We start from the raw sequence: 19,380 nt of genomic DNA on the forward strand, positions 1-19,380 counted from the left end.
AAGTAGAGGTATTCATAGAAAAATATGACGACTTCCAGAAAAGATACAGCCTGCAAAAAGCCAGTACCCCCGATGAGATGAAAGAGCAGCTTAAAGGAAAGGGAGCTTTGGTGGATGGCGAATGCATCTTAATGAATCCTGCCTTCTCTGTCATAGGAATCAAGGCCTTCTTAGGTTATACGCAGCTGGCAGGGATTGTTGATCAGCAGGGGACGATGACGATTGAATCAGGTGAAGTGAAATACACAACGGATAATTATTTAGATAAAGTATTAAACGGAAGGGAAGGTGAAAGTGTAGACATAGATAATTTTGGCAAGATTGTCCCCAGCTTTGCTACCCAAACCCAGGACACCCCTATTACCAGAATACTTAAAGACTGCCAGGGCCTGCTTTACGCTGTCCCTGTGGAAGGGGTATGGTTCGATACAGGAGGGATAAAACAGGAGCGGGATATCTCCTTGCAGGATGCTGCCTATAGCGAAATCATCAGCACTTATGGATTAAGGCCTTCAATTAACAGCGCATTAACCGTTGCTGGACAAAGAATATCCAAGGATTATAGCTACAATTGCCGCATTGAAGCCGAAAGAGGAAACATCCATCCTAAGAGCCTGCAGATTAACAGCGTAGTAAGGGCTTCTGAGATTATCTTAGAAGAAGACTCACAGCTTTATAACGTGCTCTTAGAGAATATACCAAGCTTAAGATTATATAAAGATTACATCTTCATTGAGGCAGCAGCAAAGATAAATGACCGGGATTTTATCGTGCCGATTGTCTGGAACCAAGCCACTGATGACGTCAAGAAAGATTCCTTTGCCGGAAAGAAGCTCCAAGAGTGGGCGCAAGATTATGGTATGCGCATTCAAAATCAAGGCAGCCTCTTTACCGCAAGGCTCTTCCCTGGGATTAGCCCCATGCTTTTAGAAGAAGGGAGAGCCACTGATGACTTAGATAGAGAACTGCTTAATGACTTACCGCAAATCTTAGAATTCTTACAGCAGAAGATTAAGTCACCGCCAGAATCCTATAAACGGGCACTCGCAGAAAGAAGAGTTGCTTCATTCGAAGACACCTACAAGAATCCAGCTTCTAAAATCTTTGTAGAAAGAAGAAAGAAGATCCGGCAAGCAACCCAGATACCTTTAGGCTGGGTTTATGACAAAGTAAGAGATGACTACTACAACCCCGCTAACCCCAGCATCAGAGGCAAGATAGTAAATGGCGAATTTGGGGTATATGGGGGCGGTCTGCCTGCTAAGGAAGTTGTCTTTACCGATGGGAATAAGATTAACTGGCAGGCTCCGGTTATTATTGCTCACGGAATGAAAAACATAGAACAAGCAAAAGAGGCCATGGCTCAAGGCGCAAAGATACTTGAAATAGATACACAGCTTACCAAGGATGGCAGACTTGTTGCTTGGTGGGGCAAAGTAAATACCAAAGATGGAGAAAGGTTTGTATATGAGCTAACAAAAGAAGAGATTGACGGTATCTTGGGCATAAAAACACTCGATGTGGAAGAATTATTTAAGCTGGTCAGCGGTAAAGGGGTTGGTTTATTATTAGATACGAAAGACTGGGCAAGGGATATACCGGGTTATACCGATACTTTTATAAATAAACTTGCAGAGATTATTACGGCTTACCATATGGAGGGCTACATCTTTAGTTCGTCTTTCGGAGATTACCCCACCCTATTAAAGAAAATTGTGCCTAAGGTTCTTGCGGGGATAGGCATCCATAATTCTGAGAAAACAGTTAAGGTATTAGATAGATATATTAAAAATGCTAAATTATCGGGCTGTTCTGTAGTGGGGGCATATGGTAAAGAATTAACTGATGAGTTGATTGATAAAATACATAATGAAGGGTTATTAGTTGTTACGGGCTGGGCCGATTTAGATGGAAAGTTAATTTCTAAGGTTGATTTAATCTGGGCAGATGATTATAGAGGAGCAGCGCGGGCCATCGGATCCGGCAGGATCAATAATGCCCTTGAACTGCAAAACATACCTTTGGAATTGGAGGCGCTTCTCACTAACCTAAAAGACTTAGGCGCATTTTTGGATAATGCAGGCGCAAGGCTGCAAATTGCAGGTTATTCTATTGACCCTCAAATACCCATCTGTATCGAAACCTTCTCTTTAGTTATTTTAGGTTATCTTGCAGGCCAGCTCTTTAGAGCAAGGCAAGATTCTGATACTATTGCTTACCTATATATGCTCTCTTATTTGAGAAGCCTCCCTATTGAAAAACGCCGCCCAGTAGTTGAGGAGCTAGGCGCATTAGGAAACAAGCTCTTTAGAGAGGTCAACTTAGACTTGGATGAAGTAATTATAAATAACCCCAGTTTGAAAGATTTAGTCCTTCTAAGGGATAGAGTAGTCAGCCGCACCAGGGCATTACGTATTGCTGTGGAGACCGCAGGCCTTAATATGGAGGACTTAGAATTAATAACCGGGCATACAGATTTACTCAAGGTGGCCTTAGGCTTACGCCCGGCAGCCCGAATAGAAAATAACTACACTCGAGAAGAATTAGAGCGCCTCAAAACATTACTTAATGTCTTTGACCATATTGAAGGCGCAGCCATAAATATCATTAGCTTAGTTGATGGTAGTCTCTATGCTTATGATGAATATCAAACTAAGCTAACAGCTTTCAATTTAGATAATCACAAAAAGTCCGCGCTCTCTTTGACCAACGAAGGAGTAGAGCATTTAATCCGTCTGCATATGGCCAAGGCGCGTGGCGAATTCTACGCTTTAGCCGCGCAGGCATCTGCCATAGACGAAGCTCTTATTAATTTCTTAATCAGCAATATCGCTTTACCTCTATTGACTATGCATCAGTTCGATAAATTAACCCGTTGGGATATGGAGAAACGTATCTGGCGCTCTGCCGGTTTAGGCAGCCGTTTCTATGAGCTGGAGCGGCCTAATGTGGATGTCGTAGCTATGGCTACCATAGACAGACCAACAGCTGCCGTAAATCAGATTGAGACAGAACTGGAGAACTGGAGAATATTTAATCGCCGCCCAGTATTTATATTAATTGATGACTCAGGCGTAACCCGTCCCGGGAGACCCGCCTCACCTAACTACAACCTGGATACCAACCGTAAGAACATTACCTGCTTGCATGATACCTACGGCGATAGCTTTGTGCATTTAACCTACGAAAACAGGGATAGCGACCAGCAAGCTTGGGCATTGGGCACTTTAGAACACCTTGAAGCAAAACTTAAAGCAGAAACCCTGGAGCCCGTCTTTATGGCTATCTTAACAGACAATAAACTTTTGGACCAGAACGGCTCAATTAATAGGGAGGCATTTATTAAGTACATATTCGGTAACATTTTTAAGAACATCTCAGGCGTGCGCAATTACACTTTTTTAAAAGCTTTAGGTTACCGCGTAATGAGTGAGGATGATGATGCGCCATCCGAAACCTATGTAGTGCTGCCTGAAGAATTAGAAAGTATCAGAGAAAAGAGAGAGGTTTTACGGGAAGCCGCCATGAACAAACTCTTTACTGAGGCATCCGCTATCTTTGCCCAGCCGGTTACTAAAGAAAAAGAGCTATATGCGCTCTGGGCAAAAGAGGCCGACCAGGTAAAACTGGCTAAACTTGAAGCGTTAGAGAATGCTTACTTTGGTTACAGTGAAGACGGATCAAGCGGGATTATTCCTCAGGCTATGGAGCAGGTGCGTAGATATTCCAGCCACTATATGGACCCGCGTTACAGGCGTACACATCAGCGCTATGAGGGGTTAAACCGTCCCAAAGCAGGTTATGATAAAGAAGGCCACATACTTTATAAAGATATGCCGGAATACTTAGTAGCCATTGATGATTTCTACTACAGGTACAGGCCAGGCCGCATAGAAAAGACGGATGGTAAATCCATGGTCTATCCGGTAAATATTATCGGCAGCACAAGAGACTTAGGTAAGAAAGTCAAGGATACCAATTTAAGTGTTTTCTCCAATAGTTTACGCGGCACAGTAGCTATACCCGCAGACTTACAGACCGTTATGTCAAGTCAGGATAAGATAATTGAATATATTGCATATCCATTTATCAATGACCATGATACATCAGGTATGGCTCAATTTATCCAATATCTCTTAAGCGATACTAAATTCTGGTATGATTTACAGCATACCCACCAGTCAGCTTTAGTGGTTAATTCTATCAGAGGCTATGCTGCCTCAACCTATGTCATCTTCAACCGCTCTGTCTTCCAAAACTTTATACCGGGAGTATCTATCGGAAGAGAGCTACGCTTGGAAGAGCCTCCGTATATGCTCTGGGTTAAGTCGCCTATATTTAACGGTGCACTTATTGTTTCTTTAGGCAAAGTAGCCGGCGCTCAACAGCGCCAGGTAAATGAGCGCAACTACTGTATCAGCCAGCAGGATTATACTGAAATCCTCGGTACTTCAGCAAGGCGTATCTATGAAAAAGCGGTGGAGAATTTCTATAGTTATATGGCGAAGCTACCAGCCAATCATGTGCTTAATAAAGAAGATAACCATTATGGCCGTTCGCTACTCTTGGGCCAGATGTATATAGAGGAAGCTAAGGCCTTTAAACTTACTCGTCAGGAAACAGAGCAGTTGAAGGCTGAACGTAACTTCCGCGCTCAGATGGCCACTACATTAGGTATTCAGATAGCGCAGATGCAGAATAGGCTATTGGAAATCCAAAAAGAAGCATTAACTGAACAAGAAAAAGCCTTGCGCGCCCAGTTCCAGGATATGGTTGCAATTTTGGCGCAGATGGCTGACTATTTTGACTTATGCGAAGTCTCAGACCGCAAGAAATGGTTACCTAAAGACACTCAGGTTGATTATTTCTATCGCTTGAAGATAGAAGGGAATAAGCTCTTCTTTAAGAAAACCATAGCGCAGCTTATGGTAGAGAACATTAAAGGCATTGATATTGCTACTGAAGCCAACTGGCTTGATGACAAGGATTGGCAGGAGAGGGACTTTAATCAAATCTCTACCCAAATAAAAGATGAACTCTGTGATGCTATCCGGTTTGAAGTTGAACCCGGTCGCTACGTCTTTATAGAGAAGGCACGTTTACCTCAAGATAAAGAAGAATTTATTGCTGTAGCCGCTCCCAAGGGCTACGAAGATAATTTCATCGAGACCATTGAAAAGAATATTAAAGAATACGTCCAGAAGGACGGCGAGGCTATCGCCCTCTGGGCAATATTGGCTAATGCCGCCCAGAAAAACAAATCTTCCCGCGAGATAGATGATTTACTGGGTAGCAACGCTAACCGTGCTCCGCAGGATATTTATAGAGAGATAGAAGATACTTCTGTCAAAGCCAGTTTGTGTAAAGAAGAAGCTTCATTGCCCGGGCTGAATTTTGGATTCCATGGATTTGAGATCTCTGAGTCACAAGTTGGAGGCATTGCTGATGTTTTAGAAGCCTTGCCTGTTGCTGTGTTAAGAGCATATACAACTAACGGAAAGGGCCACGCTGTATATCGAGTAACTCCATATTATCGGAATATGAAGACGATGACAGATGCAATTCACTTGAAAGACCTCGAGAAACGAGTTGAAATATTGATTCCTTATCAGGGTAAATCAATAAAAGTTATAGCCTACAAAAGAATGCTTCCTTCTGGTATTGTAGATTATCTTTTGGTTAGCGATGTGTTTACTGCTCCTTATGAAAAATCAGATGTAACTAAGCCGGAAGAGGCGCTAAAGGAAGTAGTTGTATTTAATGCTGCCGCTGCGATGTTGATTGTGCTAGGTGAAACTAAACCGGATGTTTTATTTTTGGCAGATTGGCAGACATGCTTATTATTCTCATATTTGTTGGAAAGCATTTCAGAGCCAAGAGCGCTATTGAGGAGGATGGTTGTTCAGGCGCAAGGCAGCCTATTATCAGGAGAAGAATTGGTGGATAAATTTATCAATTCGGGTAGAGCAGCGCGTATCACGCCGATCCTTTGGATTAATAACGCAGTGTACCTGGGGCAGTTTAAAATATCCGGTAAAGAAGATTTTGAATTTAAGACAGGGTTAGTTTCCCAGCAGGCTTTTGAGCACGCACGATGGATTACGCCCAAGAGGCCGCAAGACGTATGGGCGGTTTTGTTAAAACTGGGAGCAGAGACTGTTAATTTTTGTGGCGGACGGCCAATCGCGGTAAGCCAGGACTACGCCAATGATATTATGGGTAAAAACTTGCAACAAGGCGGCTGGCCGGGAATATTAAACGTTATTTTTGACAGGATTGGCGTACCAGGTGTTATGAACGGCGCTTCTCCCGGATGGCGTTATATTTGCGATATAAAAGAAAAACAACCGGCAAAGCTGCTTCTTCAGGAGCGTTTAGGATTGGAAAAAGGGATTGGCAAGAAGATTGTATTTATGTTAGGCAGGTTAGCTACTCAGAAGGGGGTCTCTTTGTTCATCGACGGGAGAGAGCAGATTAAAGAACTACTTAGGGCATATCCTGATATGGAGTTGTTTATCGGTGGCAAACCAGAGACAGAATGGGTCCAACCCTTAAGCCGGATAAAAGAAGAGTTAGAAAATGAATTCCCAACCAGGGTGCGCATTATGCCGGGCTTTATTCCGGAAGATTTAACGCAGCTTGTTTACAAGGCGGGGGATATGAATTTGTATCCGTCCTTATTTGAGCCGGCAGGTTCATTGTATAAGAATGCTTTAAATATGATAATTACGATAGTAAGATTAACAGGAGGCCTTATTGAAAGCGCAGTGCCTATAGAAAACGATAAAGGTAATGCCGTTGTCTTTAAAGATTATACACCTGAAGCTTTTATCGGAGCATGGAAGCAGGCATTAGAATTAAGCCAAGATAAGGAACGTTGGCAAAGAATACAGGCCAGCGCCCCGGCAACAGTCAAAACTTGGGATACCCAGTTTATCAAATACGCCAAAATTATGAAGGAGGCAAGGGCCAGGCAACATGCTACCAGGGTAGTAAAGGATATTTTAGGTTATATCAAGAGCAATATCGAAACTTCAGGCCCGCAGGTGGCAGTTAAGCCAGAGTCATTTCTCTATCGCCTTTACCATAGCTTAAATAGGACAATTAATGGGATTATGAAAGAGATTGAGGAAAGAAAAATTAATCCTTTTGTTAAACTAAACCTGATGAAATTCTCAGAGGAGCCCAAGGACGACCGGCTTTTAGAAGTTGACCGCGAGATGCGTGTAGGGTTCTTCCCTATAGCAGGAAATCCTCTAACTTGGGCTCATATTTTAACTTCATTAATGGCATTAGAGCTTTTGGGGCTTGATACTGTAGTCTATCGGGTACAAGGTGAAATACGCTATAAAGAATTACCGGAATCAGACCGCGTTCCGGTAAAGGAGCGTCATGAAATGGCGCAGAGAGTAGTAAATAAATTTTATCCTTTACTAAGATACACTGATTTAGGCAGTGAACCAAATAATGAAGAAGAGGGTTTTGAAGAGATGTATAGATTCCTCAAGATGAATTCTAACCACAGGATACACCTTTATTATTTGCTGGGAGTAGAAAACAAAGAACGGGTTTTAAGATATGCTAAACAACAGTATGGCTTACAATCCCGGCATAAAATTGATTCTAACCACGCTGTAACCGTAGCGTGGATACAGCGGGGAGAATATGGAACCAACATCACTTTAGAAGAATTAAAGGAGACTTACCGGAAAGTGAAGGAGGAAATTGGAGCGCAGCAGGATATAGATTTAGCGCTCGTTCAACATCCTGAAGTAGATATCAAAGTGAATTCCGGTGATTATCGCAAAAGCCATGATTCTACTATGGTTCCTTGCGAGATTGATAAAGACGCAAAAGCACATGGTTATTACGGGTATCCCGCGGTTGATTCCGGGAGGACCGGCTCAATTGTTTCTGACCCCGCCCGCTCAAAGCCAGATAAACCCAATACCTATGATTTGGATGTTCCAGATGATACATTGAGATTTATTGAAGTAAAGACAGAACCGTCTCCGATAAGCCCTAACATTAACTTACCTGCCTATCAAATCCAGAGAGCAATCAGAGATAGAGCAGGTAGAGATATCCCCCTTGAACTCATAAGAGAAGCCCTAAGAAAAATACAACTACATTGGATGGGCATGCCAGTTAAAAATGACAAGATTCATATTTTTTTACCAAAGACTAAATTAGATACGGATGGGATGAGCTCAAGAGATAAATTAGGGATATATATTGATGTAGAGCAACGTGCAATCATGGTAAGCAAATACGGAGATAAATTGTTGCAGCTTGGATTAGCAAATTCCTTTAACGTAGAACAAACAAAGATAAAAGATATTGAAGTAACGACACCAAAAGGAGATATGAAATGGATAGATTTTATACATCAGCAAGGTTTAATCGATAATAAATTGAAAGAGAGATTATGCGCTCATAGTTTTTCGTTAGAATTCGACCTCTTTATAGTCGAAACATCTGCAGGTAATACCGTAGAATGTAATTATGTCATTAAAGATCAGAGCATCATTTTCTACTATAAAGGTAATAACATATACTCACAAGTAAAAGGTGGCGTGCCTTTAGATGAACTTGAGCGCATAAGAGGCGTTATAGCCCATATCCATTCACATCCAGGAAAGAAAGTTTGGACGAGCATAGGAGATGCTGAGATGTTCAGGAGCCTTGATGAATATAACAAATCTCCTATATTGCATCTGATAATAGGTTTTGGTTCCAAAAAGGAAGATTATGTTGTGAAGAGTTATAGAATAAAACCGGATTCTATTTTGTTAACTATAAGACCCTCAGATATTGGTTATTATTTTTATCAAGAATTTTTTGGTCAGCGAAAAACTACAACAGATATAGAGAGAATTCTCTCTGAAGAATTCAACGAAAGAGAGGAAAGCGGGGGGAGTAGTTCTAAGGACAACAGAGATGGTTCTATTTCTGGCACTGATCCCGCCTCCTCCAAGTCCGGTAAAGAGATGACTGATGAAGAAGTGGATGCGGAAATTGCCCAGGCCGGGCCTAAGGTTAGGGAATTTGCTTTGGCCGATAAAGACAACTTTAGGATTCAAGGTGAGGACTTAAGGCCATTCATCAGCCAGTGCCATCCGGAATTCATACCTCTCTTAAATGAGCAACTCGCAGATTTAGGCCACCTAAGGGCAGGGCCATTTAGTGACTTAGCCGGCGCTATCCGCAACAAACTCTTCTACATTGATGAACAAATCCTCATCCAACCTTTAAAACTGCGGCTTGTTATTCTGCATGAATTAGGTAAATTATCCGGAAGGACCCACCAGCAGAACCTGGAGTTAGAAGCAGAGTATTTAGTAGCTTGCGTTCAAGAGCAAATCAACTCCCAGAAGAACGCTCCTTCTCAAGTTCCCGCTCTCTTTAAGATTACCCTAGAGAATCCTCTTATCATCCAAGACGGTGAGGAAACCATCAAGATAACCTATGATGAATTACAGAACTTAAAGAAAAACCTCCCCAAGGTCCTTGCAGAATATGACGTGCGCGGTAAGGATGAGTATTTTAGCCGTGAGCTCTTAGTCCTCTTAGGTTTAGCATTAGGCACTGCTACCTTTAACTCCCACCACGGGAAAGAGTCTTTGAAGCCAGGAGATGTTTATTTAGTGGCAGGAGACAATGGCCCCACAACCCCCAAGATGCGTAAATACCTCTCTATGGGTTTAAGGGCAGCAGGCGTAAATGTGGTAGATTTAGGCATCATTGTCAGCGGCCAGCTCTATAGCTCTATCTTTAGATTAGGCGCCCAGGGCGGCCTTTACATTACCCGTTCCCATGTTGAAGTAGGCATAAACGGCTTTAAGCCCATTGTCGGCAAGACCACCCTTTATGGAGATATGATTCAAAATATTGGCACTCAGATTGATGAAGGCTTAAGGGTTATGCCTGAAGCAGACAGAGGCAGCACCATCACTAACCTCACCGAATTCACCACCGCTATCTATCAGGCAAAGCTCTTCCATGAGTTCTCTAGCTTAATGAATACCATTAAGAATCTCCCCCTTAAGGTTGCGGTTGACTTTGGCGGCGGTTCAGCCACCTGGTATGTGGACTTTGCCAAACAGATGTTAGGCGATAAATTAGTCAAGGTCTTCCGCAGCGAATCTGACCCCACCTGCACCAAGGGCCTGCCTGACCCATCCAGAGCAGATGATAAGTGCGTAGGGCATCCTAAGTCAGCAGGCGATGAGAGTATCCTGGAGTGGTCCAAGAAAAACCCGGATGTCATCATCTTCCATTTTGACCTGGATACAGACCGCTGCGGCATTACCATTGCCGGCACCCTTTATAAAGGAGACATCTTATTTTATCCTGTCATTGACTATGCCTTAACCCTCTCAGCCTACAAAGAACACCATAAGGAGTTTTATTTTGATGCCAGGATGAGCCCGGCTATCGCTGAGCTAATCCAGAACCTTGGCGGCATTGCCAAGATACACCCTAAAGGACATTCCAAGGTTAAGGCCACTGTTGAGAAATTCCTCCAGGGTCTTGCTCAAAGCTTAGGCTTTGCTTCAGCAGAAGAACTCGTCTCCAAGCTCGGCATTAAGAACCACCAGATGGAATACAGCCTGCATCCTTTTATCACAATTGAGAACGGCGCCTGCATTGACGATGCCTTAAGATTTATGTTTAGCTGGTTGGATGCCTTTATCCAGATAAGGCAAAAATACAACCAGCCAAACTGGCTCTTGGCGGATTATCTTGATTACCTTAAAGACAATAAGGTCATCAGCAACTGGTATTCGCTTAACGAACAGCGCACCCCTATGCAGGAGGAATATAAGAAAGATGTGATGAACGAAATGAGGGACGCAGTCACTAAAGCATTTAAAGGAAACAATGATTTTGAATATGTCCTCTGGCAGGACTTTAAAGTAGCCGCCAAGCCCTTTACCTTAGTGGATATTGAAGGCGTCTATTACTTCCTTACCCCCAAAGGCATCTTCTACTGGGGCTGGTCAAATACCTCCAGCAAAATCACCTTTGGCGCGCACTCGCGAAGCCAGGAGGATTTACGCGCCTTAGTTGAGATGATGCTGTCTGTTTACCTTAATATAAGGAATGCTAAAACCAATCTTAAGCCCGATTCAGCGCATATCATACCCCAAGAGACCGCTGCCTTAATGGCGCTATTTAATCAAAAGGACTTGGTAAAGTTGGAAGGGGATATTCTTAATAGATATCCTTCAGTAGATGTGGCATTGGAGGAGTTGAGGATAAAGTCTGGGTTTAGTAATCTTATATTGGAAACTATAGAAGGACAATTGAGGAGGACATCCGAGATGTTACAAATATCCGAGAGCGTAGCGCAAGCGGCAATACTTAAGAGCATAAACAAAACTATGCTCCTGAATGATTTCGCAGAATCAGTGGGTATATCTACAAAGCAGGCAATTGAGAATATGGTTAAAGCGGGCCTTGCTATAGCTAAAGGCAAAGATGACTATGATTTGACCGGCGATTTCCATAATGAGGATAAATTAAAGGAATTTATTAAAATTCAGGTTGCAACATCAAGCAACCCCAAGATGGTAGACCTTACCTTTATTAGAATAGAAAGGATTATCCTCAATTCTATTAATGTTAATGAGTTTATAAAGGGGTTAGCAGGGGATAAAGAGCAGAGCGCAGTAATAGATGTCTTAAGCAAGAATAAATTATTCGCCACATTGGTCGCGGTGTGGAAATTAAACCGCGCCTTTAAATCAGAAGCCAAAGATGCAATAGGGCTAAAAGTAGAGGATATAGTTGATATTAAAACTACTGAGTTTTATCGCGAGAACGGCGTAGAAGTAAGTTTCAGCTTGCCTTCTGGAACTTCCGTTAAGAATAAAGAAGTTTTAGCAACGCTCTTAGAATACCAGGCAGCGCTCATGCAGGATTTGGCCAAGGGCCAATTTAATTATCGCGGCACAGGCACCAGGCAAACCGTAGAACAATTCTTTAACGATTACTTTATGCCAGAGTGGTATGGAGTAATACATAAATTTATCCGCCAGCAATTTGATGAACAGGGAGAACCTTTAGAAGCAATCATCAGCAACGGCATCGGCGCCAATGACCAGTTTATGTGGTCGTTGGTTGAGATGTATAACCGTAACAAGCCTGCTGGCGCGCCTACGTGGTACCACATAGTTACAGCAAGAGATTTGGTTAAATTACAACATTTGAACCCGGGAAGGACCCTTTGCATGGAAATTTCCCGTTCCGGAAGCACTTGGGAAGGGATAGAGGCAGCTATCCGCCTGCTCGCCAAGGGCTTTAAGAAAAGAATCACCCTTGCTAACGGCGGCGCGCTTGCCGCTATAGCTAAGGCAGCCGGTGATTCTGCGTTGATAATAGGTATGAGCCCGGATATCGGCGGAAGGAACATGCACCGTAAAACTACGATTTATTATACCGCGCAAACAATAATGGGCATGTTCTTGCCCGAAATGGATTCTAAGGTATTTGCCGCGCTGCATCATAAATTTGATGCGGCTAATGATTTTGCTAACAAAGGCAGCATAGCAGTAAGCTCCGGTAAATTCCTGCACGCAGCTATGAAACTGCTGGGCGTTGAACATATCAGCCTTATAACCAATACCGAGCAGCTGGCATTAATCGGCTCAGAATGGAGCCAGTATGTTATGGAAGGCAGCAATAAAGAAGACATTATCTCCTTAGGCGCGCACAACCTTATCACTGAACCCGAAAGCGTCCTGGCCAATTTAGCAAAGAGCCCCGCAGGAAAGATAACCATTGCCATGGCGCTTCTGGATAAAGCCTCAAATAACTATACAAGAGATTTAGCCAGGGTTGAAGAACTAAAAGCGCGTATGCCGCTTATGCTTTTTGTGATTGATTCCAGCGCTTCAGCATTTAAGGGCTTAGACCCGAAACTCCAGGCGCCATTTGATATATTGTGGACAGATTTTATTACGGTTCTTACTACGTTCTTACGAGTGGATGCGAATTCCAATCCCAATGTTAAAGTAGTGCGCACACTCACTGCCTCTTATGTAGCAAAATGGAAAGAAACCAAAGAGAGGTATACTAATGATCTCATTGGGAAAAAAGCTACTGACCTTCTTCTAAGTTTTGGTTATCCCGGAAAAGAGGAAGAGCAATCAATCGGAACAGTAGAGAAACAAAAGGCCGTAAATAGCGTAGAGGAAGCAAAAGAAAAAGGCCGTAACTTAGCTAGGTTCTTAGCCAATAAAGGAATGCTTACCGGCCGTAACCGCTTGAACATTTTCTTCGGGGCGGAGGGCCTGGTCAATCTCGCTGTCGGTTTAAGGAATTATACCTATAGCACAGATTTATTAACGAAGTGCGGCTGGATTACTGAGACTGGAATCTATCCTATCCGCGCGCATAAAGGCCATGAGGCAACCTTAGCATATTCCACAGATCCTAATAGGCCGCTTTTGGCAAATAGGAGTATTGATATATTCTTAAATGTAAGGCGCCTGGGCGATGAGGCTTACTATAATGAGCCTTTCCAGGATGTAGCCAGCCAATATACAAATGTTAACGGCGCTAATATACACCAGACCAATGATTCCATGACTTTCCCTAACATCCAGCGCACGGCGCAAGTCTCTCCGACCATCCTCTTTGAATTTAATGAAACTACCCCAGATGTTCAAAATAAGATAGAGGCCTTTTATAAAGCATTTGTGGATGAGCTGGCAAAAGGGAGTCTTGGCGATACGGTTGATGGACCTAAATTACCTGATAACGGCGGCGCCAATCTTTCTTCGTCCAAGACGCCGTTAGCAACCAAAGATGCATGGGAAAAGATCGGAGCGCAGAAGAGGGCCGGGGTTTTAGTGTCGCTATTTTTCGTATATTCTAAAAAAAGTGCGGGCATTGGAGACTTTAGAGACAAAAGGTTAGTGATAGATTGGGCTGTTTTGACCGGAAATTCAATACTTCAGGGCCTACCGCTAAATGATATGGGCGCTAATTTTTGTCCTTACGATTCCGACAGTTCTTTCGCCTTAGATCCCGTATACACATCATTAGAAATGTTATCTACCGGAGAACAGATCAAGGCTAAGATAGAAAAAATAAGGGAGATGTTTCCTGTTGGTAAGCCTTATGTGGATTATGGAATAAAGAAAGCAAAGATCCAGCTCCTTTGGGAGATTTACACGGGAAATCCTAACCTTGACTCTTCGGAATTCAGAAAATATAGAGAAGAAAATTCTTATTGGATGGATGATTTCGCGCTCTTTAAAGTCCTGAAAGATTTAGAAGGCGGGAAACCCTGGTATGAATGGGAAGAGGGATATAAAAACCACGATAAAGAGGCCTTAGAAAGTCTTCGCAGAGAACACACAAAAGAAATAACTTTTCATATGTGGGTTCAATGGCAGCTGTATGAGCAGCTTAAAGAGGCTAAAAAATATGCCGAATCCAGAGAAATTTTGCTAAAGGGCGACCTGCCCCTTTTGGTATCTAAGGATAGCGCAGATGTCTGGGCGCATCCGGAATTCTTTAAATTGGAGTTTGCCAGCGGGGCGCCTATGGATATGTATTCTGCTTTAGGACAGCGTTGGGGCATGCCTACATATAACTGGGAAACTATTAAAGCCGATAATTTTGGATATTTGAAAGAAAAGCTAAAGTATGCCCAAAATTTCTATCACATTTTAAGGATAGACCATGTCGTAGGTTTATTCCGGATTTGGAGCATACCTTATAATGAGCCTTTGGAGAATCAAGGCTTAAATGGATTCTTTGACCCTTGTGAAGAGAATAAATGGGAAGGGCACGGCAAAGAGATATTATCCGCGATGCTTGAGAGCATAGAGATGCTCCTTTGCGCCGAAGATTTAGGGGTTATCCCCAAGGTATGCACTGACACCTTAAAGGAATTCGGTATCCCGGGTAATGATGTCCAGCGTTGGGCGAAAGACTGGAAAGGAACACGCAATTTCTTGATGCCTGAGGATTACCGTGAACTTTCTGTGGCAATGTTATCTACGCACGACACGACTAACTGGCCGGCATGGTGGGAAAATGAAGCCGGGACTGTTGATGAAAACCTTTTTATCAGAAAGTGCGCGCAGCAGGGAATAGATTATAGCAGCGTAAAAGAGAAATTATTTGATTTAGGCCTCTCAAGGCATGCAAGATTACGCTGGTTAAATAGCGTTACCTCTAGCGATATCTTGGCCGATATTCTAGGAAAAAGAAAAGAAGAAATAGCTGATTTTATAGAGATGTATGAAAACACATATCAGGAAAAAGAGAAACTCTGGGAAATCCTAAAGCTTATTGGGCCGATGAGAGAAGAATGCGATAGTGATATTCTTAGGGCGGCATTGAAACTCAGTTTAGATTCTAATGCAAGATTCTGCGTAAATACTATTATTGATTACCTGTATTTAGCTTCCGATATCTTTAAAGGCGACCCATATCAATATCGGATTAATACTCCGGGCACGGTCAGCGAAAAGAACTGGTCTCTTGTTATGCCCATTCCTCTTGAAGAGCTGTTAGAGCATGGGATAAATAAAGATATACGTAAGATGGTTGAATCTTCGGGAAGGCGCGCGCCTCAATCAATAAAGGAAGACAATTTAGGCCTTACCTTAATTATAAATATACACGATCTAGGAGCAGCAAACGTAGATGAAGCAAGGGGGGGGCTATATATTGATGGTGAAAAAATTGTGACTGGCCTCGAAGACCTGATAGGCCTCTTTAAAGAAATTGATTTCCCGCTGACCTTTTATCTTTGGGGTTTATTGAAGACCTCTATTGTGTCTCATTTAGTGCACGGACTTGATTACCCGGAGGCGACGAAAGAGCAAGATATTAAAGCATATATAGAAGAGCGCAGGGATTATTTTGGCATAGGCAATGAGATAGAAATAATTGAGGCCAAAGCAATTGGCGGGGATAACCGCCTTTACCTGCAAATGAAAGTGAACGGAAGAACGCTTTCTATGGCTATCGGGTATCCTACTAAACATGCCACCTATAATTATGCAGGAAAAGAGATTAAACATAGTGAGCGATTTGGTAATTTCTTCTCTCTTGCTGATTATTCTATCACGCCATATTTAAAGGATCGGGTTGAAGCATTGAGAGGGTTGATAAAGAAAGCGCAAGGTACTAAAAAGAAGGTTATCGTGGATTTTATTCCTTGGTTATCTCCTGAGGTGCTCACTGACGAAAATTATCATTATTTTAAACATAAGAAGATAGTCTCGGATAAGACCGACGAGGAGATTTTGAAAGAGAAAGAATGCTTCGGCGTAGTATTCTATCCGCAAGACAATGGAAGAGTTTTTGTATATTGCAGAACAGACTCACAAGATCAGCTTCGCCCTAATTTAAGCGCTAAAACCGAAGATGGCAGATATTATTGGGAAGAATACTATTTAAATTACCTGAAATATTTTATAGATGAGTTTGACGTTGATGGGTTCAGGGTGGATATGGCAGAAGAGTTGTGCGACGAAAGCGGCGATTATTCTCTCCTCAAAAGAGCGCTCTTTAACGCGATAAACTATGCCTCAGAAAAGAATGGAAGAAAGCTGTATTTTGTGCTCGAGGCCTATGCTAATGTTCACCGCAATATTTTCAGGCCCTGGAACAAAGAATTAAGTTATTATGCGATTAAGACTTATTATAAGGATGTGATGGATAACATTATTAAAGCTGATACCTTGGGGTTACAAGGTTCTTTAAACTGGGTGATTAATAACCTAGAGGCAGCCCGCACAGAGGCGGTTTTAATTACTCAGTATGACGATGAGAGCCTCGTAGACTCTGTACCAGACGAAGACAAAAGGCAACAAGTGATAAAAGAGTATATTGCTCTTGCTAAAGGAGGCTACAATGTCATTTTTTATCTTAACTACCTGGCAGGATTTGCCGGTTGCCTGACCCCTGCGGCTGGAGGAATGCGCAAGCAATCTGAAGAAGGGCATACATATTATACACATAAGTTTGCTACTCAAGAAGAATTCAAAACAGTAATGGAACTTTCTTTGCCTGAAATAATCAAGGGTTCTTATTTCTATAAGCTTATGAAAGAATTACCCGAAGTAGAACGTGTAGAGCTGGAAGGGGGAAGATTAATTATACATTATTCAAATACTTTTAGTTGGATTAGGAGAAACGTGCCTGAGCTTGTGGATAAAGTCATTGTCACTCTTTCAATGGAAGGAAACATCCCTGAGTTCGAAGGATTTGACGCGCAGGATGCCAATACTAAAGGCGGTATGGGCGCGCACTATGGAGATAAGCTGGAAGGCCTCTTTAAATTGGGTATTAAGGCATATGGCATCCAGCCGGGATACTCAAAGATGATGAAGGCAGGAAGATTCGATGATGTTGATTACAGCGGGATTATAAATAAAGGTATCCTACAAAGGGTTTATGATTCTGAAAACAAGCCGCTTGTAATTCCGGTATATGCCTGGGATAATAACGACCCCAATAATGCATATAATAATCCTTTAATCAATGTTGAGGCTTGGAAAGTCATCCGCGCAGGAACCGTTGATTTCATCTTAAAGTCGCCTATCTTTGATATCCTCTACACGGATGATAGGGTTTGTCGGTTTGCGCAGGAGATAGTTTTTGGAAAGGCGGCATTCCAGCTTCTTAAGAGGCTAAATATCATTCCTGATATATTACATTTAAATGAAGCGCATACGGTGGTTGCTGCGGCGCTATTAAGAGCTGATGACTCAACTTTCAGGAAGACAGCAATTGTGTACACTAATCATACGATTGTGCCTGCTGGCCTTGAAGTTTTCTATTCAGGGCAACTAAAGACTGATGTAGACCGCATGATGTATCAGATAGGTATTCCCGGAGAAAGGCATAATGAATTCCGTTCGAGATTCTTAAGCTCAGCCGACGTGGTTAATTTCTGCTATGCTGCCACCTACTTTGCGGATGTAATAAACGGTGTCAGTAATGAGCATGCCCGGGCGACCGAAAAATTATTTAAAGCTATGTACGGAAAAGGATTTGATGTGAGTGTTGTGGGCGTTCTTAACGGTTCTGGGAATAGCTGGAAGAATGATAAGTTACTTTCCATCGAGAAGAAAGGAATGACTCCTGCAGAAGAAGAACTTTGGAACATTCACGAAGAAGGAAAGGCACTTGCCTATACAGAGGTTGAGGCGAGAACCGGCGTTAAACTTGATCCGCGCAAACCAGCACTTTGGGCGGTCAGAAGGATTGTGGATTATAAGAGCCAATATCCGATGTTAAGATTCTTAGTCGGGCTTATTTGCGCTGAGCGAGAGGCTCGCTTTACAAGAGATGAGCTCAAGAATTTAATGTTTAAATTTACCCCTGATTTGCAGATAGACTATAACAGGGAATTAACAGAAGCTGTGCTCGATTATATTTTCCAAGATAGAGAATACGTAAACGGTTTGGGGATGCAGGTTGTGGTAGGCGGGCCTGAGTATAAGTATATGAGATTCTGGGTTGAAGAGTTTAAGAGATGGTCCGAGATACCCGAGCTTAAGGGCAGGTTTATTTATGTTCCTGACTCTGACACCCGGCTCCTTAAGATGCAGGCGATCGGAGCGGATATATGTATTAATATGCCTAGGCCCCTTGAAGAAGCCTGCGGTACTTCTGACCAGAGAACAGGCATAAATGGAGGAGTGAACATTGCTATAAGAGGGGCAGGGCCTGTTGAATGGATAACGGATTATAATGAAGAGACGCGTGAAGGGAGCGGATTCCTGCTTGATTCATACACTAAACTTTCTTCTGAAGGTTTGGTTGCGGATAATGCGCTATTTTACCGTAAAGCCCCTGCTGATATTCTGCAGAAGCTTGAGATAGCTGCAAGAATATTCTATACCGATAAGGCTCAATGGAAGTATCTGATGCATAATTCATATCTGGCAAGCGCAAAGGTTACAGCCATAGCGATGGAACAAAGATACGCTAGAGATGTGTATAGGCTTGCGCTTAAAAATAGGGAAGATGTATTAAGGAGCCAGAATCCCGCTAATAAACCTGATAGCACCTACCCCGGCACCGAAAAAACAGAAGACGTCGGCCTTCCTAATGCTGAGGTAACAGTTGCTTTGGAAGGCAAGAAAGTGAAAGATTGGAAGTTATCTATGCCGGAAGGTATTGAGTCAGAATTAGAAGGAAGAATCAAAGCTAAGGCAGATGGGCTTCATAGAGAGTTAATCGCCTGGCTTGCCCAAACAGAGCATGCCCCACCTTCGGGAATCTATAAATTTCTTCTTTCCTACATAGTTACCTCTCCAGAAAAAGACTTACCTCCTGATGAAACCCTCCTTGGCAAAGTAGAAATAGCCGATAAAATAATCCACATTGCCTACGCTACCT

Annotated in this window: 1 pseudogene (cut by a window edge); it reads left to right on the forward strand. The window is 42.7% G+C overall.

Going from position 1 to position 19,380, the window contains the following annotated elements:
* Positions 1-17,975: pseudogene (malQ, locus tag PHV44_02100) on the forward strand (4-alpha-glucanotransferase) (it extends 78,535 nt beyond the left edge of the window).
* The last annotated feature ends 1,405 nt before the right edge of the window (positions 17,976-19,380 follow it).

It is taken from the genome of Candidatus Omnitrophota bacterium (assembly GCA_028717245.1).
GTDB lineage: Bacteria > Omnitrophota > Gorgyraeia > Gygaellales > Profunditerraquicolaceae > JAGUYA01.